This window comes from Bradyrhizobium sp. Ken01, from assembly GCF_055807355.1.
Window position 1 is genome coordinate 1 of sequence record NZ_JBVVPC010000039.1, and the last position, 22,622, is coordinate 22,622.

At 64.4% G+C, this 22,622-nt stretch carries 23 protein-coding genes and 1 tRNA gene; 16 read left to right on the plus strand and 8 right to left on the minus strand.

Features of this window, described 5'->3' with window-relative positions; translation table 11 throughout:
* Window positions 1–222 precede the first annotated feature (222 nt).
* A complete protein-coding gene (ilvD, locus tag AC0L3S_RS29335) occupies window positions 223–2,073 on the plus strand; it encodes a dihydroxy-acid dehydratase (RefSeq protein ID WP_473283053.1) in 1,851 nt (616 codons plus the stop codon).
* A 1-nt stretch (window position 2,074) separates the two neighbouring features.
* On the opposite strand, the gene AC0L3S_RS29340 is transcribed toward ilvD, so the two are convergent.
* Window positions 2,075–5,485, minus strand: coding sequence for an autotransporter outer membrane beta-barrel domain-containing protein (locus tag AC0L3S_RS29340; RefSeq protein WP_473283055.1), 3,411 nt, complete (start codon window positions 5,483–5,485; stop codon window positions 2,075–2,077).
* Window positions 5,486–6,015: 530 nt separating this feature from the next.
* Between AC0L3S_RS29340 and AC0L3S_RS29345 the strand changes: the two genes are divergently transcribed.
* A complete protein-coding gene (locus AC0L3S_RS29345; RefSeq protein WP_275172536.1) occupies window positions 6,016–6,342 on the plus strand; it encodes a hypothetical protein in 327 nt (108 codons plus the stop codon).
* Window positions 6,343–6,623: 281 nt separating this feature from the next.
* Window positions 6,624–6,713: transfer RNA gene (locus AC0L3S_RS29350), tRNA-Ser, on the plus strand.
* A 443-nt stretch (window positions 6,714–7,156) separates the two neighbouring features.
* Here AC0L3S_RS29350 and AC0L3S_RS29355 read toward each other — a convergent pair.
* Window positions 7,157–8,167, minus strand: coding sequence for an acyltransferase family protein (locus AC0L3S_RS29355; protein WP_473283057.1), 1,011 nt, complete (start codon window positions 8,165–8,167; stop codon window positions 7,157–7,159).
* A 161-nt stretch (window positions 8,168–8,328) separates the two neighbouring features.
* On the opposite strand from AC0L3S_RS29355, the gene AC0L3S_RS29360 reads away from it, so the two are divergent.
* Together AC0L3S_RS29360 and AC0L3S_RS29365 are read left to right on the plus strand one after the other, a co-directional pair.
* The gene (locus AC0L3S_RS29360; RefSeq protein ID WP_473283059.1) at window positions 8,329–8,832 is read left to right on the plus strand and encodes a hypothetical protein; all 504 of its coding nucleotides are present in this window, start codon (window positions 8,329–8,331) and stop codon (window positions 8,830–8,832) included.
* A 110-nt stretch (window positions 8,833–8,942) separates the two neighbouring features.
* Entirely contained in the window at window positions 8,943–9,278 is a 336-nt protein-coding gene (locus AC0L3S_RS29365) for a hypothetical protein (RefSeq protein ID WP_473283061.1), read from the plus strand.
* Window positions 9,279–9,848: 570 nt separating this feature from the next.
* On the opposite strand, the gene AC0L3S_RS29370 is transcribed toward AC0L3S_RS29365, so the two are convergent.
* Together AC0L3S_RS29370 and AC0L3S_RS29375 are read right to left on the minus strand one after the other, a co-directional pair.
* Window positions 9,849–10,097: a hypothetical protein gene (locus AC0L3S_RS29370; protein ID WP_473283063.1), complete on the minus strand. Its 249-nt coding sequence runs from the start codon at window positions 10,095–10,097 to the stop codon at window positions 9,849–9,851.
* Between the two features lie 14 nt (window positions 10,098–10,111).
* Entirely contained in the window at window positions 10,112–10,291 is a 180-nt protein-coding gene (locus AC0L3S_RS29375; RefSeq protein ID WP_456764339.1) for a hypothetical protein, read from the minus strand.
* Window positions 10,292–10,815: 524 nt separating this feature from the next.
* Between AC0L3S_RS29375 and AC0L3S_RS29380 the strand changes: the two genes are divergently transcribed.
* Entirely contained in the window at window positions 10,816–11,559 is a 744-nt protein-coding gene (locus AC0L3S_RS29380) for a DUF7168 domain-containing protein (protein WP_473283065.1), read from the plus strand.
* Between the two features lie 41 nt (window positions 11,560–11,600).
* Here AC0L3S_RS29380 and AC0L3S_RS29385 read toward each other — a convergent pair whose 3' ends face one another.
* Window positions 11,601–11,729 (minus strand): hypothetical protein, encoded by a 129-nt coding sequence (locus AC0L3S_RS29385; protein ID WP_473283067.1) that lies wholly within the window; start codon window positions 11,727–11,729, stop codon window positions 11,601–11,603.
* 393 nt (window positions 11,730–12,122) lie between these two features.
* Here AC0L3S_RS29385 and AC0L3S_RS29390 point away from each other — a divergent pair, with 393 nt between their 5' ends.
* Complete coding sequence (locus tag AC0L3S_RS29390; protein ID WP_473283069.1) at window positions 12,123–12,419, plus strand: hypothetical protein; 297 nt, start codon at window positions 12,123–12,125, stop codon at window positions 12,417–12,419.
* Between the two features lie 134 nt (window positions 12,420–12,553).
* Here AC0L3S_RS29390 and AC0L3S_RS29395 read toward each other — a convergent pair whose 3' ends face one another.
* Window positions 12,554–12,793, minus strand: coding sequence for a hypothetical protein (locus AC0L3S_RS29395; protein WP_473283071.1), 240 nt, complete (start codon window positions 12,791–12,793; stop codon window positions 12,554–12,556).
* Here AC0L3S_RS29395 and AC0L3S_RS29400 point away from each other — a divergent pair.
* From AC0L3S_RS29400 to AC0L3S_RS29410, 3 genes are all read left to right on the plus strand, one after another.
* Window positions 12,773–14,641 carry a VTT domain-containing protein gene (locus AC0L3S_RS29400; RefSeq protein ID WP_473283073.1) on the plus strand — a complete coding sequence of 623 codons (1,869 nt, stop codon included), beginning with the start codon at window positions 12,773–12,775 and terminating at the stop codon, window positions 14,639–14,641. The two genes, AC0L3S_RS29395 and AC0L3S_RS29400, sit on opposite strands and share 21 nt — an antisense overlap.
* A complete protein-coding gene (locus AC0L3S_RS29405) occupies window positions 14,641–15,336 on the plus strand; it encodes an endonuclease/exonuclease/phosphatase family protein (protein WP_473261224.1) in 696 nt (231 codons plus the stop codon). The genes AC0L3S_RS29400 and AC0L3S_RS29405 overlap by 1 nt, the downstream gene beginning before the upstream one ends.
* A gap of 128 nt (window positions 15,337–15,464) precedes the next feature.
* Window positions 15,465–15,656, plus strand: a complete 192-nt coding sequence (locus AC0L3S_RS29410; protein WP_007591059.1) for a hypothetical protein — start codon at window positions 15,465–15,467, stop codon at window positions 15,654–15,656.
* A gap of 49 nt (window positions 15,657–15,705) precedes the next feature.
* Here AC0L3S_RS29410 and AC0L3S_RS29415 read toward each other — a convergent pair whose 3' ends face one another.
* Entirely contained in the window at window positions 15,706–15,930 is a 225-nt protein-coding gene (locus AC0L3S_RS29415; protein WP_473261226.1) for a hypothetical protein, read from the minus strand.
* A gap of 249 nt (window positions 15,931–16,179) precedes the next feature.
* On the opposite strand from AC0L3S_RS29415, the gene AC0L3S_RS29420 reads away from it, so the two are divergent.
* The 3 genes from AC0L3S_RS29420 (at window position 16,180) to AC0L3S_RS29430 (ending at window position 18,478) form a co-directional block, all read left to right on the plus strand.
* Window positions 16,180–16,497, plus strand: coding sequence for a DUF1476 domain-containing protein (locus tag AC0L3S_RS29420; protein ID WP_473283075.1), 318 nt, complete (start codon window positions 16,180–16,182; stop codon window positions 16,495–16,497).
* A gap of 41 nt (window positions 16,498–16,538) precedes the next feature.
* On the plus strand, window positions 16,539–16,853 hold the full coding sequence (locus tag AC0L3S_RS29425; RefSeq protein WP_473283077.1) for a hypothetical protein: 315 nt from the start codon (window positions 16,539–16,541) through the stop codon (window positions 16,851–16,853).
* Between the two features lie 689 nt (window positions 16,854–17,542).
* Entirely contained in the window at window positions 17,543–18,478 is a 936-nt protein-coding gene (locus AC0L3S_RS29430; RefSeq protein ID WP_473261233.1) for a septal ring lytic transglycosylase RlpA family protein, read from the plus strand.
* Here AC0L3S_RS29430 and AC0L3S_RS29435 read toward each other — a convergent pair.
* Window positions 18,472–19,428: an alpha/beta fold hydrolase gene (locus AC0L3S_RS29435; RefSeq protein WP_473261235.1), complete on the minus strand. Its 957-nt coding sequence runs from the start codon at window positions 19,426–19,428 to the stop codon at window positions 18,472–18,474. The genes AC0L3S_RS29430 and AC0L3S_RS29435 overlap by 7 nt on opposite strands.
* Window positions 19,429–19,579: 151 nt before the next feature.
* Between AC0L3S_RS29435 and AC0L3S_RS29440 the strand changes: the two genes are divergently transcribed.
* The 3 genes from AC0L3S_RS29440 to AC0L3S_RS29450 are packed head-to-tail and all read left to right on the plus strand — an operon-like array spanning window position 19,580 to window position 22,574.
* A complete protein-coding gene (locus AC0L3S_RS29440; protein ID WP_473283079.1) occupies window positions 19,580–20,842 on the plus strand; it encodes a D-alanyl-D-alanine carboxypeptidase family protein in 1,263 nt (420 codons plus the stop codon).
* Between the two features lie 2 nt (window positions 20,843–20,844).
* The gene (gene tmk, locus AC0L3S_RS29445; protein WP_473261239.1) at window positions 20,845–21,531 is read left to right on the plus strand and encodes a dTMP kinase; all 687 of its coding nucleotides are present in this window, start codon (window positions 20,845–20,847) and stop codon (window positions 21,529–21,531) included.
* Complete coding sequence (locus tag AC0L3S_RS29450) at window positions 21,528–22,574, plus strand: DNA polymerase III subunit delta' (protein ID WP_473283081.1); 1,047 nt, start codon at window positions 21,528–21,530, stop codon at window positions 22,572–22,574. The genes tmk and AC0L3S_RS29450 overlap by 4 nt, the downstream gene beginning before the upstream one ends.
* The last annotated feature ends 48 nt before the right edge of the window (window positions 22,575–22,622 follow it).

The following is a 22,622-nucleotide window of genomic DNA, read 5'->3' on the forward strand; positions in this document are numbered from 1 at the left end:
CGCGACGCGCGCATCACATAGCGCCGTAGCTAGCGCGGCTTGGCCGCGGAGGCCGACCCGTTACCCCATCTACGAAGTCCCCGCGCCGGGAGCAGAGGAGCCCTGTCCGGCCCAAGTTCCCGTTGCGCGCGTTCCCCCCGTGCGCTATCCGGCCGGAAAGGCCTGAGGCGGCTTCGAAATTTTGCCGCGCCCGGCCAGCCAAACCCGAGGACGGAAACCGCCATGCCAGCCTATCGCTCCCGCACCACCACCCACGGCCGCAACATGGCGGGCGCCCGCGGCCTCTGGCGCGCGACCGGCATGAAGGATGGCGATTTCGGCAAGCCGATCATCGCGGTGGTCAATTCCTTCACCCAGTTCGTGCCCGGCCACGTCCATCTGAAGGACCTCGGCCAGCTCGTCGCCCGCGAGATCGAGCAGGCCGGCGGCGTGGCGAAAGAGTTCAACACCATCGCGGTCGACGACGGCATCGCCATGGGCCATGACGGCATGCTCTACAGCCTGCCGTCGCGCGAACTGATCGCCGACAGCGTCGAGTACATGGTCAACGCCCATTGCGCCGACGGCATGGTCTGCATCTCCAATTGCGACAAGATCACCCCCGGCATGCTGATGGCGGCGCTGCGGCTCAACATCCCCGCCGTGTTCGTCTCGGGCGGACCGATGGAGGCCGGCAAGGTCACGCTGCAGGGCAAGACCAAGGCCGTCGACCTGATCGATGCCATGGTCGCCGCGGCCGACTCCAAGGTCAGCGACGAGGACGTCAAGGTGATCGAGCGCTCAGCGTGCCCGACCTGCGGCTCGTGCTCGGGCATGTTCACGGCCAACTCGATGAACTGCCTCACGGAAGCCCTTGGCCTTGCGCTCCCCGGCAACGGCACGGTGGTCGCGACCCACGCCGATCGCAAACGCCTGTTCGTCGAAGCCGGCCACACCATCGTCGATATCGTGCGTCGCCACTACGAGCAGGACGATGCCTCGGTGCTGCCGCGCAATGTCGCGAACTTCAAGGCGTTCGAGAACGCGATGACACTGGACATCGCGATGGGCGGATCGACCAACACGGTGCTGCATCTGCTCGCCGCCGCCCATGAAGGCGAGGTGAAGTTCACCATGCAGGACATCGACCGCCTGTCGCGGCGCGTGCCTGTCCTTTGCAAGGTCGCCCCCTCGGTCGCCGACGTCCATGTCGAGGACGTGCATCGCGCCGGCGGCATCATGGGCATTCTGGGCGAGCTCGACCGCGCCGGCCTGATCGACACCTCGGTCTCGACCGTGCACGCGCCGACCATGAGCGACGCGCTGGAGCGCTGGGACATCAAGCGCTCGAAGAGCGAGTCCGTCCGCACCTTCTTCCGGGCCTCGCCCGGCGGCATCCCGACCCAAATCGCGTTCAGCCAGGAGCGCCGCTACGACGAACTCGATTCCGATCGCGAGAAGGGCGTGGTCCGCAACCTCGAGCACGCCTTCAGCAAGGACGGCGGCCTCGCCGTGCTCTACGGCAACCTGGCGCAGGACGGCTGCATCGTGAAGACCGCCGGCGTCGACGCCTCGATCCTGAAATTCGCAGGCCCCGCCCGGGTGTTCGAGAGCCAGGATGCCGCCGTGGAAGGCATTCTGGGCGGCAAGGTCGTTGCCGGCGAGGTCGTGGTCATCATCTACGAAGGCCCGCGCGGCGGCCCCGGCATGCAGGAGATGCTGTATCCGACCAGCTATCTGAAATCGATGGGCCTCGGCAAGGCCTGCGCGCTCGTCACCGACGGGCGCTTCTCGGGCGGCTCGTCGGGCCTGTCGATCGGACATCTGTCGCCGGAAGCCGCCGAAGGCGGCAACATCGGTCTCGTCAGGACCGGCGATCGCATCGCCATCGACATCCCGAACCGCAGCATCACGCTGGAGGTCTCCGACGAGGAGCTGGCCAAGCGCCGCGCCGCGGAAGAGGCGAGGGGCGATGCCGCCTGGCAGGCGATCGGCCGCAAGCGCAACGTCTCCACCGCGCTTCAGGCCTACGCCGCGCTCACCACCAGCGCCGCGCGCGGCGCGGTGCGCGAGGTGAAGCGTCGCGCGCGCTAGGTCAGAACGCCCAGGAGAATTTGCCCTTGGCGGCGTGATCGGTGACCGTGTTGCCGATCTGACCCACATAGGAGAGGCCGACCGTGATGTGTCGGCCGATCGCAAGATCGAAGCCCGCCTCCGCGAGCAGCGAGTCGCGCGCAACCGGCACACCCGCGATCGTGAACGGGGCCGGGGCGACCTGGAACGCCATCACGGCAGCCGGGGTCACGTTGTTGAATGCATGCTGCCAGGCGACGGTCGTGCGGGGGATCAGCGTCATGTCGTGCGCCAGCGGCACGAAGGTCGCGGCGCGCCCGCCGAGCGTCGCATAGCCGGTTTCGAAGGTCTGCGCCGCAACGTTCAGCGCCGCCGGGCCGCCGAGTTCGGCGGTGGCATCGGTGTGCACACGCACCCAGGCAGCCCCGGCAAACGGCTCCAACGCAACCTTGCCGAAGGGGATTCCGTAGCCGATCTCGCCGAAGATCTGCCCGGTGCTGCCGTCAGTCCGTGAGGTCAGGCGATCAGCGAAGCCGACGATGTTCACCAGCCGATCGGTGTCGATCGTGTGGAACGCATACGCGCCGCCCGCCCGCAGGTTGACGTTGCCGAAGCGCCAGCCGCCGTAACCGGCAATATGCGCGGTATCGACATTCGAGGAACCACGACCGTCGAGCATATTCTTGGTGCCAGTATAGCCTGCGGCCATTCCGAGACGGCCAGCGCCGCCGACGCGCGTATCGAAGCCGGTGATGAAGCCGGCAAGATCCCGCCGCACGCCGGCTGCATTGCCATCGCCATTGAAAGTGCCCCAGGCGCTCAAGCCCTGGGCCCAGAACACGGTGTCGGAGATCGCTCGCGGCGGCGCCATCGGCGCCTTCGTCACAATCGGCGATTTGCCGTAGGCGAGTGCGCTCTCCATCGCGTATGCCGCGAACGCGGCCTGCGATCCGCCGAACGACAGCGCGGCCATGGAGTCGATGTCGCCTCCATACGAGGCCTGCCGCAGCCGCCCCAGGATCGCGCCGCGCATCGCCAGGCTGTCATTCGCCAGCGTGCCGACCGTCGAGGCGTGCACCTCGCCCGAAAGCTGATCCAGCGCGGCGTTGAGTTGCGGCGAGGTCAAGCCAATCAGCGCCGAGAATGCGCCGCTGCCGCCGAGGAAAGCGGAATCGACCGCTCCCGCCGTCGCGACCTGGTTGCGGGTGCCGTTGATCAGGAACGGCGAGACGAGCGCCTGATCAAGCACGAGATAGACGTTGTTGGCGTCGTATTCGACGTGCGGCCGCGTGACGCCGAAATTGCCCGAGATCGCCAGCGCGCCGAAGCTGCCGCTGAGTGTGCCTGCTGCATTCAGGACGGTGTAGTGCGTGCCCGGCGTGTAGGTCCCGCCGGTGCCGATGGCGCGGAGCGTGCCGGCGAGCGTCGCGTTGCCGGTCACGTTGGTGCGATCCGCCGTGGCCGGCGAGACCTCGACCACGTAATTGCCGCCGCCGGCGAAGGTGAGATTACCGCTCACCGTGAGCGTGCCGATCGAGTTGCCGGGCGCGAGCGAGCCGCCGGCATTGATGATGGTGGACGACACCGTGCCGATCCCGCCCAGCGTGGCGCCGGCATTCACCGTGACGCCGCCGGTCGAGCTGATGTCGCCGTTGACCGACAAGGTGCCGCCGTTGACCGTCACGAATGCGGTTGTCGTCGACGTTCCGGTCAGCGCCCAATTCGAGGAGCCTGTCTTGTCGATCAGCCCCCAGCCGGCGTCGATCTGGCTCGCATCGAATGTGTTGGAGCCGGTGCCGGAGAAACGGATCGTATCGGAGCCGCTGCCGACGACTTGGCCGGTGAGAGTGGCGTTGGGTCCTTGCATCTCCAACGTGCTGCCGGCGCTATCGAACCGGACCCCCTCGGAAAAACTCGCAATCGTGCCGGCATTGACGATCGTGGTCGCGCCGGTGGCACGGACACCGCCGAATCCGCTGATGGTGCCGAAATTGTTGATCAAGTTGTTCGTGCCGCTGACCGTGATGCCCTCGAACTGAGACCCGGTGACGGTCGCGCCCGCCGCGATGTTGATGGTGGCGCCGCCGCTGCCGGATGCGGTCGCCGCGATGCCTGGGGCGAGAAAGCCGGCGGCGCTGCCGCGGACGGTGCCGGCGTTCACGTTCACGGTGATGCGGCCGTCTACCGCGTTTGCGACAATGCCGCCGCCGAAGGGGCCGTTGATCGTGCTTGAGGTCGTGATGTTGATGTTGCCGGTTCCCGCGGTGACGGCGTTGATGCCTGTGAATGTAGCATCGACCGTGCCGCTGCTCGTGACGGTGATGTCGCGCGAATTGGCGGCGTTGAAGATCACGGCATTGACGCCGAGGGCGCCGCCCGTGATCGCGCCAGCCTGGTGCACCGTTACGGCACCGGTGCCGTTCGTGCTGGCGTCGATGCCGCTCGCCGCCGGATCGGTGAGTGTGATCGCGCTGCCGGACGCCGTGTTGACGATGACGGAGCCCGATCCCGTGGCGCCGCTGCTCGCGTTGATACCGAAGTTTGTCGCGAAGATCGTGCCACCGGTCTGATTGACTGTGACGTCGCCGCTGCCGGCGGTCGCTATCGCGAGGATGCCGGTGCCGAACGACGTGGCGGCGCTGGCGCCGCCGATGGTCGCATTCGACGTCACGGTCATAGTCCCGGTGCCGAAGACGTCGAGACCTCTGGCCGCGGTAGCGCCGCTCGCGTTGACGATGGCGCCGTTGCCGGTCAGTGCGACGGAGACGTCCCCGCCGCTGATCAGGGCGCCATCGCCGAAGGACGACAGCGTCGTCAGCGAGCCTCCGTTCAGGGTCATGTTTATCGAGCTGGCAGCAATGAGCTGCATGGCCGTCGATCCCTGGAAGTTCGGGGTGACGGGGGTTCCGCTCGTCCCCATCGTGATGGTGCCGGGCCCGTTGGTGTTCATGTTGAGGCCGATGCCGGAGCCGGCCGTATTGCTGGCGCTGCCGTTGCCCGAATAGACGATGTTCCCGGTGCTGGTGCTGATGTCGAGCGCGTGCACCGCCTGGGTGGTGGTCACCGCGCCGTTGTTGACGACGTTGATGCCGGCACCGTTCGCGCTGATCGCAAGGCCATAACCGCTGACCGTCTGGCCCGTATTGATCGTGGCGCTCACGGCCCCCGCGCTGAAGGCCTGCGAGCGATCGACTGACGACGCCGTTGCGGCGTCGGTATTCGTGGTGTTGGTGGTGACGGTGCTGTTGCAGGTGACCGTGTTGGGACCAGCGGTGACGGCGCAGGCGGCGAGCGCGCTGCCGGGATGCCCGGCAATGACGGCAATGAATGCGCCCGTGAAGGCCGTGCTGGCGAGCAGGGCGCGCCTGTGGCCGAGGGCGAGCTTCCCGCTCAAGGCGCGCTGGTGGCGCCGTGACACTGGTCGATGATGCATCCTTCCATCCCCTGCCGGCGGGTTCGCTTAGGTCACGGGCAGTGATTCCCAACCATGAATTATGGCAAATCCGGCTGCGGGCGTCAGCAGGACGCGATGCAATCAGCGCGCGAGAAATGCACAAGATGCGGTCACACCCCGGGCCTGTTGGCGGATTTTCCGGAGAGTGTGATCCGGCGGCAACGCCAACCCGCACCGACAGCGGCGGGCCGCGCCAGCGGCCGGGCGCGAGCGGCACCGGAAGGCGCCTGGTCGAGCGTTGGGGATCCGCCGGGCGCCATGATCGTCGATCGCGAGCCGCGACCATTGGTCGATGGATCGACAGGCGCGCCCGAATGGTCAACGAGTCCTTAGCAGCGGGCGCAAGCCGGCCGTTTGCATTAAGGATGCCCCGACGAACTTCGGCAGCTCAGAATTTTGCGGCGTATACTGCCAGCTACCTTCGCAAATCCGTTTCGGGCAATTGGGGCACCACAACAATGTCTCGCACTCTCGCTGTCGTTTTCTCAACAGTCGTCGCTGCGATTTCAATGACCGGTGCGGCTTCCGCCGGCTGCTACAATTGCTACACGCCGCCGCCGTGCACGACCTGCTACCAGCAGCAATACGTGCAGCCGCAATACCGAACTGTCGACGAGACTGTGATGGTGTCGCCGGGCTCCGTCGTGGCGCACCGCGCGCCGGCGCAGTACCGCACCGTGATGGTGCCGCAGACCGTGATGGTGGCGCCGCCGAGCGTCCAGTACGAGCGCATTCCGCCCCAATACGCCACGCGCCAGCGCGTCGAGATGGTCCAGCCGGGGTATTCGTATTACGCCCCGGTGCAGATGGGGTGTGCGTCCTGCGGCGGCTACTGAGCTAGAGCAACAACGCAGAATTCAAGCGGCGCTCCCTCGGGGGCGCCGCTTTTCTTTGCAGCCGGCAAATGATGCCCGGAAACGGAAGCGACTCCAAACCGGGCCTCGCAACCGGCGACGCCTTGGGAGATGTCGCCAGTGTCCGGGATTGCCGAGAGGGCATAGGGTAAGGGAACAGGCTGACGCTCGCCTGACAGATCCGATGCCGGAGAAGGGGACGGGCGCCAACTTCGCGTTGCCATGCGCCGTCGACTACGTTAAGCGACAGCCACTCCGGGTTTGGAAGGGTGGCCGAGTGGTTTAAGGCACCGGTCTTGAAAACCGGCGTGCCCGCAAGGGTACCGTGGGTTCGAATCCCACCCCTTCCGCCAGTACATTGTATCCCGCTGGCGCCCGGCCTTCAGAAGCCGGTTCAAACCGCGAGCACCACTACCATGTCCAACATCATCGCACTTCCCACGCGCACCGTGGTTCGCCCGGGCTTGCCTCCTGAGAACGTCGCCGAGGTGAAGGCGCTTCCTACAGCGTCAGCCGCGGGGCCCACTCCGGGAAGCCCCGCCGCTCCAAGAACGGCACTCCGGAGGAGCGAGCGGGGAAGCAGCCGGTCCAAGTGCTCTATGCCGGCCGGATGTACCTCACGCCCGCGCGGAGCGGGGACCCGACGTTCGTCCGTATCGTCGAGCATCGCGACGCTGTGAGACGGTATGACCGCGCCGTCAGTAAGTCCTCCGCAAATAATCGATTTAGTAGGTCGAGGCGGTCGCGAGCCACTGCGCGTAGTGGGTGTCGAAAGCGAGGCAACGCGCCAACCAAACTACGCAAGCTGCTCGGTCAAAACCCGCGGTTTGCTCAACCGCTCGCTCAGACGGATCATCGGGCGCTCGATTGCTATCCATGTGAAATATGAAAGAAGGCAGCAGGCGAGCAGAGTCGCGAAGCGCCAGATTTCGCAGCTCCACGCCGGCAAAGCGAAAGGTAACCACTGGCCGCCGACTATGGAGGCCGTCAGGAACACGATGTAGTGCAACAGGTAGATCGAGTAGGACGCGTCGCCTGCAGCAACTAGCCAGCTGAGCGGGCGTCGGCGCCAGGGCAGTTCGAGAGTGGCCAAACCAGCAAGGATCAGCGCCATCGAGAGCGGCACCGAAAATATGAAATCGTGACTGCGCGTCCAGATCAGCAGAGCAACGCCCGCGATCAGCGGCAGCGTGCTTCCGGCGCGGACGACCACGCCGCGGGCGAGGAAAACGACGACACCGGCTAGGAAGTCCGCCTGCGTCGTCGAGACCAAATGAAACGACCACGGATTGCCAAGGTACCAGCCTGTCGCGGCGAGCGTTGCGAGCGCGGTCGCCAGTCCGCCGACGCCCGCAATTGGGACGACTGCAGCAGCCAGCGCATAGAACACGATCTCGCGCTCGAGTGTCCAGCTCGGGTCGTAGGCCGATGCGCCGGCCTGTGGCAGCAGCGTCATCGAATACAGAACGTGCGATGCGGCTTGGGGCGCGTATTTGCCCGAGGCAATCAACCCCAGCACGGCCGCAATGGCGATCCAGTACATCGGATAGAGACGGAAGGCGCGCTTCAGTGCGAAGCTCGCGACCGTGAACGAGGGTTTTGCGACGACTAGGCAAATCACGTAGCCAGAGATCGCGAAGAACAGGTTCACCCCGAGGAAGCCCCACTGCTTGAGCCATGGGATGGGCATCCACGCGGTTTCCGGAAACGCTCCGCGCACCGCGACGTAGGAATGGAAATAAGCCACGGACAGCGCGGCGAGCGCCCGAGCGGCCTGTAGTCCCTCAAGCTTGTGCTCTTTCCCCATGATGACTGGCTACAGATGTCGGTGCGATCGATCAAGCCTCCTACGTCTTTCCAGGGCTTCGCTCCTTCTTGACGAACCGAGCTTGAACGCGGCGCGTGACAAGGCGTTGAGATAGCGCCGCCCACTTGCAAACAGGAACCGGCCGAAGTCTGATCGGCCGCATGGGTCGCCATCAGCACGACGTCGACGAGCTCGCGTACATGGAGCGTCTGCGTCGCGACCTGGCGGAGGAGAGCAGGGTGCCCGGCGAGGCCGATGCACTGCTTGAGATGGCCGAAAACTACGGTCGTGAGGCTGCGAAATTCGCCGTGGATAGGACCGTAGATCGCTCGCGACGCGCTCGAAAGAGTCGAGCAATTTCAAGACGATTGATCGGGCGCCCCTTCCGCCACCTCCTCGTCCGACGGTGTCCTGATACGTCTTTTTGTGTCGAAGAAGCGCTTGATCTAAAACGGCTGGGTTCGTTGCTTGCGCTTGGTGGCAGCGCGGGCTCCGGCAGCGTGCCCACGTGGTCTGGTGCCGCTCTCAGCGCCAGAACGGGCGGCCACTCCATTCCCATGTTCGCAAGCGGCACCAGTTCGGCGCCGAGTGGACATGCCATGGTCGGCGAGAAAGGTCCCGAACCTTCCGTGCGGCGCGCGCGCAGGTTTTCAACGCCGGTCTAACGCGGGGAATGCGAGGGGATCAGAGCGGCCCTGCAGTGTTCATGCAGGACGTGTGCTGGGAGTAGCTGCCGAACTTGTGGACTGACCGCCCCGCCGCTACGATTTGCAGCATGGGAAGGACCAAAAAGCTGATCGATTGCCACGACTGCGACCACCCGGTGCCAGCGAGTGCGTCGGCCTGTCCAAATTGCGGCTCGAAGGTGCCGTTCGGTCCTCCCATTCTTCACCGCAAAAGGCCCCCGATCTATAACGTCGAGGCGCGCAACGACCGCAACATGGTCGTCTTTGCCGGGACGCTGGGAGGCTTAGGCGCAGCCTATGGATTTGCGACAAGCGCGGGGCCGCTTGGTGCTGCGCTGCTGGTCACGTCGTACGGCATGCTGGGTGTCTTGGTGGGCGTCCCGCTTGCGGCGTTGTTCAACATCACGCGCCGGCTGTGGCAGTAGCGCCCCCCCGGAATATGGGAAGTCTACGTACCGCCTAGCGTCGCTCCCGGCGCTCTGATCCGCAGCCGGGAGCATGGGGCTGGTAAGGAACCGGTGCCATTTCATCTTCCGGGTGACAATCTGGGCCGCTTGGAATTCCGGTAGTCTTACGGAATCCTTATTCGGAACACGGTGTTCTACTGTGAGAACACCGGCGAGATTTAAGTACCAGTTTCTAATTTGCCCGGGATGGCCGCAGTGGGGGCTGGAACCACCCTGCGGCCTTTCGCTTTAGCGAAACCCATTTTTAAGTTGAGCCGTACCGTCTCTGGGGCGAAGCCGGCGGAGAATTTGTGAGCATTCAAATCATTATAGCCGCCATGTTGGAGCGCGAGCTAGCGGCGCGCGGCGTGCAATCGTTGGGACCTTCCGATTGCATGGAGATCGTCGAGAACCTGCTCGGGCGCCTGAAAGATTTGGACCGGGAGTTAGCTGCGCGAGGCGCCAACCTAGCGGTAGTCTCATGGAGAGACGGCCCCGGCTCAGAGGGGCCGGGGACTGGTTAGACCGAGGCCGCTAGGCGAGAGCCTTTTAGATCGTCTTCCGGTGTCCAATGGTCGGCGCGTATTTGTCCGCTCCAGGCTCAAGATGCTGAGGCCAGTCAATTGCCGTGCAAAACAAACCGCGCCGCTCGATTTCGCGTGCAAGAGCCTCCGCGCGCAGCCTCGCTGGCAATCCGACAAAACGCGTGCCGGCTAGCCTATCTGCTTGCACCTCTTGGCGGATGAACTCGTGCATCCGCAGAATGAACTGGTCAGATAGGCCTTCGAACTCGCTCATGCCAGCCAATCGCGTCAGCCAAAGATATAGGCAACCAAAAAGGTGGCTGGCTGCCAAGCGATGAACCCAATCGCCTCCAGCGAAACAGCTGTTGCCAGGACGGCTACAGCGCTGAAGGTGAGGGGAATGGCGATATCGAAAAAGTTGTGGGGCTCGTCTGCATCTGCAGTTTGAAATGCGGTTCTAGTGGACATTCGAATATTCCTCTGCTCGAGGTCATATCGAATTGGACGCTCTCAGCAAAACGTTCGCCGGAGTTAACCTGACCGCTAAACCTTAACAGCGAAGCTAGTCCCTTCAGGAATGTGTCGCGGCACAAAACCGATCGACGGCCTTGATCACTGCGTCTTTCAATGCACCAGTCTGCCGCGACTAACCTCAGCAAGCGCAGGGATCAAAGCCCGCTGACTGCAAGCTCGAAATACTGTGAACACGACGCAGCCGCCAAAGCCAAGGCGCAACCTCGTTCGGCTTGTGGTGGTCTGCTTCCGAACGGTGATCTGTCAGTTGCGGTAGAATTTGAGCGAGAGCGTCGATTGGAGTGAAGCCTCGTCTCTGCATGTTACGATCAAGTGCGGCGAGGTCGTGCACCGCACGGTAGATGGAGAGCGAGGTCCGTTCGAAAAAGCGTCGAAGATCAATACAGTTGACAAGACACCCCTTCCGCCAGTCTATCCGACCGGGTTCTATACGTCGGGTTTACCCGGACAGGTAATCAGTGCATCAGACCTCCAATCCAGCCGCGCTCGACAAGCTGAAACTCCGCATTCAGGCGTTGCGCGCCAAGACGATCGCCAATGGCTGCACCGAGGACGAGGCGCTGTCTGCCGCCGCCAAGGTTGCCGAGCTGCTGGATCGCCACGATTTGTCGCTCTCGGACGTGGAACTGCGGGCTTCGCCATGCGAACGGAGGGTCTACGAGACTTTTCGTAAGAAGCGCATTCCGCTGGGCGACTGCATCGGCGCGATCGCTCGTTTCTGCGATTGTCGGGTCTGGCGCGAGAAGAGCCCGGCCGGCGAAAACCGCTATGTGTTCTTCGGTCTCGGCGCGGATATCGAGGTCGCGCATTATCTGGCTGAGTTGATCGACGGCGCCGTGCGCACTGAGCTCGGCCGCTTCAAGACCTCGGTCGACTACTCTGGGTTCCGGCACCAGGAGCGGCACCTGGCCAATGCCTCCTTCGCGCTCGGCATGGTCGCCTCAATCGCGGATAGGCTGCTGGCGATCAAGGCCAGTCGCGATCAGGTCAACGAAAGCTCCGGTCGCGGGCTCGTGGTTCTCAAGGCGTCGGTGGTCGATGCAGAATTTGACAAGCTCGACCTGAAGATGCGGACCCAGCGCAGCGCCAGCCGGATGGTGTCGATGACGGCCTATGAAGCCGGCGGCGCCGCCGGAGCGTCGCTCGCCATCAATCCCGGGCTTGGCGAGTCGCAGGCGGGGACAGCTTGCAAACGGAGTTGAACGCGTCGGGCGAGGCCGTGCAGCGTCACCGTCATCGCAGTTCAGTCGATGGACTTCTCGAGCTTCTGGGCTGCCCGGAAGTCGTCCATATGCTGCAGGTTCGGCCCGTACGCAGCCTCCTTGGTCAGCAGGTGGTAGATCCGGGCCACGATGGTTTGCAGATGTTTCATGCGTCCGCGCGGCATCGCCCGGGCCTTGCAAAGGGCCCGGACCGCGTGCGCTCGGAGATAATCAAAAGCGTCTGACATCGCGGACTCAACGTCGCGCGCAATGATTGGTTCTTGGATTGGTCCTTGGATTGATTCTTGTTCGCGCGTCCCAAAACGCCGCCAGGAACGCTGTCGAATGGGAGAACTTAGCCCGGCACGAAGCTATGGGATGGGCAACGCATGTTCTTCTTTTTCTCGAACCGGCTGGGATGCCTCGGCTCGCTGCTGGTCTCCGGATTGATCACTCTCGCGCTGCTTTTTATGTTGGGGATCGTTCGGTTTTAAACGCTCGCGCGTTCAGGAACCTCGCCCTCGCTGGCCTGTTGTTCGCTGGTCCAGCAACGGAGGGCGCCCTTGGAAAGCACGATCATCGGAGAATTCGACACGCGGCGCGGCGCCGAGCTTGCGGTTGAGCATGTCGTGCAGGAATGCGGCGTGCCGCGAAGCGACGTCTTCGTCCAGGCCGTCGGTGGCGCGAACACATCGGGGACACGCCCGGCCGGTCCTGACGCCAAGGCCGCGCCTGCGCCGGAGGGGCATCAGAAGCTGGAAGGCCCGATCGAGGTCTCCGTGGATTTCCACGGCGACGCGCCCGAGAAGATCGCGGACGCCTTGAAAGGCGCAGGTGCAAAGACGGTCCGAACCAAGTAGCGGCGAGGGGAGACTGTGGGCGCCGGAATCCGCACACGCTGAACAGTGACTCCCGGGGCTGAGTTGGGGAACCCCTTGCGCGTTCAATGCGTTTCAACGCGAACGCAATTTGCGAGGTCTCCCTGCTTCAGAGCTCATCGACCCTGATCCCCGGCGACACCGTCTGGCGGCGCTGCGAGGCGCGGCGCGTGGCGGTTCTGAACGATGCCGCCGCTTATTTCGCGGCCCTGCGGCAGGCCCTGCTGCAGGCGCAGGATCTCGTTTATATCGTCGGGTGGGATATCCATAGCGAGACCAGGCTGGTCGGCGAGTCCGGACGAGCGGAGGATGGCTTGCCGGAACAGCTCGGCCCATTGCTGCGCGCGCTGGTCCAACGACGTCCCACCTTGCGGATCAACATTCTCGTCTGGGACTTCGTCTCGTTCTACGCCTCCGAGAGGGAATGGAATTCCGCGGCCAAGTTTACCGCCGACACAGATGGCCGCGTCCGGTTTCACCTGGATGCCACGCTTCCATTCGGGTCCGCCCAACACCAGAAGATCGTCTGTGTCGACGGCTCACTGGCGTTCGTCGGCGGGCTCGATCTGACGATCAGGCGCTGGGACACCAGTGATCATCGCGCCGCTCACGCCTCGCGCTGTGATCCCCAGGGCAAGCCATATCTGCCGTTTCATGATGTTCAATGCCTGGTCGACGGCGACGCGGCGGCGTGGCTGTTCGACCTCGTGGAGCAACGCTGGCGCGCGGCAGGCCGACAGCCTGATGATCGGCGCGTACGGAAGGGCATTCGGTGGCCGGAGACGGTGCCGGTGCAGGCCGAGCACTTGCCCGTGGGTATCGCCAGGACCGAGGTCGTCTTTCCCGCAGGTGCTGGCACTCATGAGGTCGAACGCTCGTTGATCGCAGCAATCCGGTCCGCGACGAGCTTCGTGTACATCGAGAACCAGTTCACCAGCGCCACCAAGATCGCGCGCGAATTGGCGGAGCAGATGCTGCGCGTGCCTTCGCTTCGGGTTGTGGTCGTCACGCCGAAACTGCATTCCTCGTGGCTGGAATCCCAGGCCATGCAGAACGGCCGGGGCGCTTTCATCGACTGCTTCAGTTCGGCCGGCGTCGCCGATCGCATTCGCTTCGTCTACCCGGTGTCGCGGACGGGGGATACGGAATCGGCCGTGATGGTGCACAGCAAGCTCATGGTCGTCGACGATCGGATCTTGCGGATCGGTTCGGCCAATCTGAACAATCGATCGATGGGCGCCGACAGCGAGTGTGACCTGATCTTTGAAGCCGCCTCAGACGAGCATCGAAATTTCATCGCCTCGGTCCGCCGTCGCCTCATCGGCCATTTCTGCGGTCTCGATGAACAGGCCGTCGCGCAAAACGAGGATCGTCTTTTTGCGCTCCTGGACGACGTCTCTAAGGCCAGGGGGACGAAGGCCCTGCGGGACGTGGAATCCTCGGTGCTGACCAGCACTCTGGCCACAATGGTTCAGCCCGTGGCGGATCCTGAGCGGCCTCTTCATCTGGAGCGGGCGGCATCTCGCATGTGGAACACGAAGACGATCATCGGGATGGTATCGATAGCCGTGGCGCTTTTTGGACTGGCGATGGCCTGGTCATACACGTCCTTGAGCGATTTTGCCGACGCGGGCCGAATGTCGACGTTGCTGTCTGCCTACTCGCAGTCCGTCTGGGGGCCGCCATTCGCGATTGCAGCTTTCGTCGTCGGCGGGTTGGTCGTGTTTCCGGTTCTCGTGCTCATTGCGGCAACTGCTGCCGCACTGGGGCCGTGGCTGGGCTTCGTCACCGCCATGACGGGCGTCGTGCTCAGCGCCTTTGTCCTCTTTGCAATTGGTCGGGCACTCGGCCGCGAACGCCTCCAGCGTTTGCTCGGACGACGTATCGCGCGCATCCAGGAGCGTGTTGTCGGCAAGGGCATTCTGGCTGTCGTCATCATCCGGATGATTCCGATCGCGCCGTTCTCGGTGGTGAATGTCGTGGCTGGCGCGAGCACGCTGCCGCTGCGTGACTTCCTGGTCGGAACGCTGCTCGGCATGACGCCCGGCATTCTCGCCATGGCCGTTTTGGGTGCTCAGATCGCAGATCTCGCCAGGAATGCGTCTTGGCTCAACATATTGCTGCTCGCACTGGCGTTCCTGGGCTGGCTCGCGATCTGCGCAGGCGCGCAATTCGTCGCGACGTGGCTCGCCGGGAGGCGCTGATGCGCTTCATGACATGGAATGTGCATGGCACCTTCAATCTCAATCCGAAATTCGATCTCGAGGGTATCTGTTCCATCATTCGCAAATGGGCTCCCGATGTCGTCGCGCTTCAGGAGGTGGATTCGCGATCCCGATCGGACGATCCGTTTGCGAAGCTGGCGAGTGTCGTCGGCGATCACCGTGTTCACGCCAAGTCGATCGTCACGGCCGATGGTGAATACGGCCAGACGCTCCTGAGCCGCTTCCCATTCTCCGGCCCCCCCGAGATCGTCGACGTATCGTATCGTGAGCGCGAGCCGCGCCGAGCGATCGCCGCGGGACTGCTGACGCCGGTCGGCGATGTCCGTGTGGTGGCCACGCATCTCGGCTTGAGCATCCACGAGCGTCACGCGCAAGCTCGGGCGCTGGTGAGCCTGGTGAAACCTGCAAGGACCGTCGTCCTCGGGGATTTCAACGACTGGTTCTGGATCAAATCGGTGCGGCGCGTGCTGGCGCAGGTCTGCCCGAACCGTACGCGGCTGCGAACTTTCCCGTCGCATCTGCCGCTGCTGCGGCTTGACCGGATTTATGCGACGTCCGACAGCCCGATCGGGAAGGTTTGGACCGACGAAGGGGCGAGGGCCTATTCAGACCATTTACCTGTTATTGCCGACATCGAGATCCCAGCCGAGTCGAACGCACCGTCAGCGCGATGAAAAAGTGCTATCTGCAGAAGCACTTGGCTACTGTGCATGGGGTTGTTTTCGCACATTTGTACAGTCGGCCCAACGTGCCGCCCGGCGGGACCAGGGGAACCCTTTCCTGACCTCCGCGTTATCTGGCCATGACGGAAGACATTTCCTACCGGCGCAAGCCCTTGACCCCCGAACAGCGGCAGGCGCGCGATGCGACACGCCGTATCGAAGCCGAAAAAGCCATGCGCGATCATGAGGCGGCGCAGAAGGCGTTTTATGCCAACAAGGAACGGCTGAGGGCCGAACGGTTGGCACGTGAACAGACGGAAGCGAAGGGCTGACCGCACGCGGTCGCCCCCTCAAAGATGTCCTTGCCCGCGAGCGCTGTCCTTAGTGCCGGTGAGGGACGCGCGTCACGCTCAACGCCTGCTTCAGCGCCTGAACGGCAGTTGCGAAAGGTCTGCGAGGCGATTGTGCCTCAATCGCTTCGGCTGCGACGCGACAATCGTCAGCGACCTTGAGCAACCCGCTTCGCGCGAGGTCCATGGTGGAGAGGGCTGCCTGCTCCAGGCAGACCCGTTCAAGCCGTCGAAACTCCCGCAGTTCTTTGTTCATGCGTCAGCTCTCGATGTCCCCCGGCCATGCGGCGCTGAGTCTGCTTAATGAACGGTAAACATCCCTGCCTAGCAGAACTGGCTGGCGTGGAGCTGGTCTGTGTCCTGCGCACGCCCGGTCGGCACGCCCAGCGGGCTTGACGGCATTTGGCTTCCGCCGGAAGCTTCAGATGATCCTGATTTGAACCGCGGAGACGTTCGCTTCCAGCCAGTCCGATCCCGATCAGCGAAAACGACAATGGAGCTGACCATGACCACGTTCGACAAGCGCGAGCAGGGCTTCGAGGCCAAATTCGTCCACGACGAGGAGCTCATGTTCAAGGCCACGGCCCGGTCCAACAAGCTGCTCGGGCTCTGGGCCGCAACCCAGCTCGGCCTCAGCGGCGATGCCGCAGCCGGCTACGCGACGGCGCTGGTGACGGACCATCTCGAGAACCAGTCGATGGACGAGATCCTCGACAAGGTGGCAGGCGATCTTGCCGCCAAAGGCGTCGCGCGCGACCAGGTCGCAGCCAAGCTTCAGGAATGCATGCACCACGTGCTACAGCAGCTCGAAGCGGATAAGTGAAACAAAGCCGGCCCTCGACGGCTGGGATCGGGAGGCGGGTGGTGGCTTGCGGACTATCCTGCGGAGCATCTTGCAGCAGCCTCGGCAAATGGCCCGGCGTGATCGCGCTCGCTGCTGCGATCCTGGTCGGCTGCAGCGCCGCTGAGGTATCGGCCACGCCGCTGACGCCATTTCGCTACGAGGCGCAGGCGCAGCGTCATTGCCCGCACGACCGGGTGGTCTGGCTCGATTTCAGAAAAGGCATCTACTACGGCAAAGGCCAGAAGCGGTACGGCCAGGGTTTTGACGGCAGCTTCGTCTGCCTGAGCGAAGCCCGTGACAGTCTCTATCGGCGCTCGCTGCTTGGACTGCGGTAAGCGTATTTGTCGGGAAGTGCCGGGCTGCTCATGCGAAGGCCAATGCCACGAGGCTGGAGCACAGCAGGACCAAACCGCCGGCGGTCAATGCCAGGAAGCCGCCGGATACGAGGTCATGGGATACGAGGTCATGGTTGCGCATGGGACACCTGCCGCTCTCGTCTGCGATGCTCGATCGGATCGATTAAAAATGTCCGAACGCGCCGTCTTGAAAGGGTGATGCTTGCCGTCCGCGCGAGTGCCTCAGGCCCTCGTGCGGTAACCTTCAAACGCATGGGCCAGGAAGATCCCCGCGCTTACCAAACCCATCAGTGCCGAAACCGTCTCGATCATCGTCTCATTCCATTCCGCCCTGCACGCGAGAAAACGCGGGCGGCCTTGCACAGTCAAAAGAATTCCAGTGAGCGGCGCGACAATGGGGGTGGAGTGAGGATTTGGCGCAACAGAATGTCCGGCCGTGGCACGGAGCAGGGCGCCCGCGCCCCGTAGTTCAACGGGGCGAACGCATACGCCCCGTTTACCATCCCGGCGTGAACGCTGTGCGCTCCCCATTTCCGCCGTGTTCGGGTTGCGTTATCGTTACCACTTCCGATGCGGTGGTGGGCCGCCTCGGAGCAAAGGACCGGATAGCGCTGCCCCGTAGCCAAAGCGGGTTAGGTACGCCTCCGGCAAAGTGGTATTTGGGGCGAATGGGGATCCGACGTTCAGATTCGGTTTTGCGGGCCGCGCGCGCTGCTGCGGCGGTCGCGACCTGCCTTGCGCTCGCCAATTGCGCGTCCTCCAACAAATTCGCCAGCCGGGTCGATCCGAAATACGGCGTGTCCTCGAGCCCCCGGGTCGTGGCTTTGGGTGATCCGGTCCCAAAGGGCGGCGGCGCCTACCGCGTCGGCAAGCCCTATGTGGTAGGTGGCCGGACCTATGTGCCCGAAGAGGACGTCAACTACCGTGCCGAGGGCATGGCGTCCTGGTACGGCGACGACTTCCACGGCCGCTTGACCGCCAATGGCGAAGTGTTCGACATGGGCTCGCTGACCGCGGCGCATCCGACCCTGCCGATGCCGTCCTATGCGCGGGTGACCAACGTCTCGAACGGCAAGTCGCTGATCGTCCGCGTTAATGACCGCGGGCCCTATCATGGCAACCGGCTCATCGACGTCTCGAACAAGGCCGCCGAACTGCTGGAATTCAAAGGCAATGGCATCGCCAAGGTTCGTGTCGAATATGTCGGCCGGGCGCCGCTGGAAGGCTCCGACGACCGCCAGTTGATGGCCACCTTGCGCACCGGGACCCCGGCGCCGTCACCCTCGATGGTCCGGGTCGCCTCCGCGAGACCCTTCGTGCCGGAGCTGCCGTCGTCGAACCGCGGCGCCATGCGCGGCGAAGTTCCGACGCCGGAGGGACGGCCCTATAATCTCGGCAACACCTCCGCCGACATGGCTTCACTCAGTGCGACCTCGGAAATGTCGGCCTCGAGCCGCAACCGGGGCCGGGCGCTTCAGAACGCTCACGCCGTGTCCTATGACGGGGACGGCCGCTATGCGACCGAGAGCGCACCGTCCGGCGCCTACGCCTCGGACGGCGCTGCCGAGGCCCGGGGCATCCTGAGCGGCCGCGGCCTCTACTGAGCCGCGCTTTCCTTCAGGAAGGTCACCAGCGCCGCATTCACCTCGTCCGGCCGCTCCTGCTGGACCCAATGGCCGGCGCTCTCGATGATCAGCTTTCGCTTCAAATTGGGCAGCACGCGCACGAGCTCGTTGACGCGCTTGGCTCCGATCAGGCCGGTGATGACGGCGTCTTTCGAACCGGCAATGAAGAGCGAGGGCTGGTGGATTTGCGCGTCCTGCCACGGCGCCGTCAGCTCCCAATTGCGATCGAGGTTGCGATACCAGTTCAGCCCGCCGCGAAAACCGGATTTGCGGAAGGTTTCGGTGAAGTAGGCAAGGTCAGTCTCGGTGAGCCAGGCCGGCAAAGGCTCCTCCGGGTTGCCGTGGCCGAGGAATCCCTTGCCCTCCTGCACGAACATGGCCGCAGAGGGATCGGCAAGGCCGCGCCCGCCGAGCACGATGCGCATGGTGCGCGCGACGTCACGCTCGAACTCGGCTTCGGCAACGCCGGGCGCCTGGAAATACTGCCAATAGAAATTGGTGATGCCGCCCTGGCGCAGAAGGTCGAGCGGCTTGCCGCGACCGCGGAACGGCGGCGGCACGCTTAGGCCGGCGACCGCCGTGAAGATGTCAGGCCGGAACAGCGCCGCGTGCCAGGCCACCGGTGCACCCCAGTCGTGGCCGACCACCATGGCCTTGGTCTCGCCAAGCGCCTGCACGAGGCCGACGATATCGCCGACTGTGTCGAAGATCGAATAGGCCGTCGCTTCGGGCGGCGCTGAACTCTGGCCATAGCCGCGCATGTCGGGGGCGACGACGCGAAACCCGGCCTGCGCCAGCGCCGGGATCTGGTGGCGCCAGGAGTAGGAGAGTTCCGGCCAGCCGTGGCACAGCACCACCAGCGGCCCCTGACCGGCTTCGCGGATGAACAGGTCGATCCCGTTGGCCTTGATCACGCGGGTGGAGGACATCGCTTTTCCGCCTTGTTTCAGGGGTTTGGTCAGAAAATCTGAGGTGCCACGATAGGGGCCGGACGAGAATCGTGCAATCTCGGGACAAGCGGCCACCCCGTGTTGTTCGCACCGGCTCCAACTGTTAGAACGCCGCTCTCAGGGCTTGGCCATGGAATTTCATCTTTCCTCGTTTGGGCGCACCCGGCTCACCGCCGGAGCGCTGGCGCGCGGGCTGATCGCGACGGCTCTGGTGGCGACCATCGGCTGGGGCGGAGCGCTCTACGCGGCCAACCAGAGCGTCCAGGGCGCTAAGAAAACAGATGATTCCGGCTTCGACGGCGACGCCCCGACCGCGATCCTGATCGAGGCCTCCAGCGGCAGCGTGCTGTTCGAGAAGAACGCCGACGAGCTGCGCGCGCCCTCCAGCATGATGAAGCTGATGACCGCCGAGGTCGTCTTCAACGCGATCAAGAAGGGCGACATCAAGCTGACCGACGAATACCGGATCAGCGAGAACGCCTGGCGCAGGGGCGGCGCGCCCTCCGGCGGCTCAACCATGTTCGCCGCGATCAACAGCAAGGTCACAGTCGACGATCTCCTGCACGGGGCGATCATCCAGAGCGGCAACGACGCCTGCATTGCGCTCGCCGAAGCCATGGCGGGCAACGAGCGGATTTTCGCCGCCGACTTCATGACCAAGCGCGCCCGTGAGCTTGGCCTGACGAAATCGACCTTCGGCAATTCCAACGGTCTGCCCGACCCCGCCAACAAGATGACGGTGCGCGAGCTCGGCATCCTTGCCCGGCACATCATTCTCGACTTCCCCGAATTCTACAAACTGTTCGGCGAGAAGGAATACACCTGGAACAAGATCCGCCAGCCCAACCGGAATCCGCTGCTCAATTCCATGGAAGGCGCCGACGGTCTGAAGACCGGCTACACCAAGGAAGGTGGCTACGGCATGGTCGGCTCAGCGGTCCAGAACGGCACGCGGCTGATCGTCGTCATCAACGGGCTGGAAGACCCCGAAGATCGCGCGACCGAAGCCAAGAAGATGCTGGAATGGGGTTTTCGCAATTTCGAGACCCGCACGCTGATCGCGGCCGATCAGCCCGTCGGCTACGCCAAGGTGTTCGGCGGCGAGAGCCGCTCGGTGAAACTGGTGGCCAAGACGCCCGTGAAAGTGATGGTGCACAAGAACGGCAGCGACAAGCTGATTGCGCGCGTCGTCTATAGCGGTCCGGTGCGCGCGCCGGTCGAGGCCGGGCAGAAGGTCGGGCTGGTCAGGGTCTGGCGCAGCGGCAACATCGCGGTGGAGACGCCGGTCTATGCCGCTGACGCGATCGGCACCGGCTCGACCGTGCGCCGTGCGATCGACGGCGCCAGCGAGCTTGTGATCGGCATGTTCCGTGCGGGCGCCGAGAAGCTCTGATCATGAGTGAAAGCGCGGTAAAGTGGCCGTCCGGACGCGGGCGTTTCGTCACCTTTGAAGGCGGCGAGGGCACGGGCAAGTCGACCCAGATCAAGAAGCTCGCTGATCGCCTCAAGGCGGCGAGGATGCGTATCCTCGTCACGCGCGAACCGGGCGGCTCGCCGGGCGCCGAGATCATGCGGCATCTGGTGCTGTCAGGCATGGGCAAGCTGCTCGGACCCGAAGCCGAGACGCTGCTGTTCGCGGCGGCCCGCGATGACCATGTCCGCACCCTGATCCAGCCCGCGCTCAACCAGGGCACCTGGGTGCTGTGCGACCGCTTCGCCGACTCGACGCGGGCCTATCAGGGCAGCCTCGGCCAGGTGCCGGCGGCGCTGATCAACGCGATGCAGCGGGTCACGATCGGCGATCTCAAGCCGGACCTCACCATCATCCTCGACCTGCCGGTCGAGATCGGCTTGCAGCGCGCGGCCGCACGCCGCGGCAGCGGCACGCCAGACAGGTTCGAGGCCGAGAAGCTCGGTTTCCACCAGGGCCTGCGCGAGGCCTATCGCAAGATCGCGGCGGACGATCCTGCGCGTTGCGTGCTGATCGACGCCAATTCCGATCCCGACACGGTTGCCGGACGCATCTGGACCGCGCTGCGTGATCGCCTGCTTCCGACGCCGGCATCGGTGGTGTCCATATGAGCCCGCGTCAGACCGAGCGCGAAACCGCCATGTCTCATCCGCGCGAGACGGGCGTTCTGTTCGGCCATCGCGAGGCCGAGACCGCGCTGCTCGCCGCCTATCGCAGTGGGCGCATCCCGCATGCCTGGCTGATTGGCGGGCCGCAAGGCATCGGCAAGGCGACGCTGGCATATCGGATGGCGCGCTTCGTGCTCGCTCACAGCCAGCCGCTGGCACCCTCGGTGCAGCGCGCCGAAGACCTCGCCATCAATCCTGATGACGCCGTGGCGCGGCAGGTTGCGGCGAGCTCGCATGGTGGCCTGCTGACGCTGGAGCGCACCGCCAACGACCGCGGCGTCATGCGCACCGTCATCACCGTGGACGAGACGCGCGAGACGATCGGCTTCTTCGGCTCGACCGCAGCGGCCGAAGGCTGGCGCGTCTGCATCGTCGACACTGTCGACGAGCTCAATCCGAATGCCGCCAACGCGCTGCTGAAAATTCTCGAGGAACCACCGCAGCAATCGCTGTTCCTGCTGGTGAGCCACGCGCCGGCGCGCGTGCTCGCCACGATTCAGTCGCGCTGCCGCAAGCTGCGCCTGCGCGCGCTCGCAACCGACGACGTGATTGCTGCAGCCGCAACCGCCGCCGATCTCGACCCGAATGATCCGGCGTTGCGCGAGGCGGCGGAGGCGTCCGAGGGCAGCGTCGCGCGGGCGCTGACGCTGCTCGGCGGTGACGCCCTGAAGCTCCAGCAGCGCACGGCCGCGCTGCTGGCGCGACTGCCGCAGGTCGATCCGCGCGAATTGCACACGCTCGGCGAATCGCTCGGCACCAGTGACCGCGTTGCCCTTGCCGCCTTCATCGACGGCATCGATCGCTGGATCGCGGAACGCCTGCACACCGACGAGGCCGACGCCAACCAGAACCTGCCGCGCCTTGCGCGCCTAGCTGAGGTATGGGAAAAGATCGTCCGCGCCGCGCGCGACACCGAAACCTACAATCTGGAGCGAAAGCCCTTGGTTTTCTCGGTGTTCGGCTGGCTGGCGGACGCAACACGCTAGAGCATGATCCGGAAAAGTGTGCAGCGGTTTTCCCGATGGGATCATGCT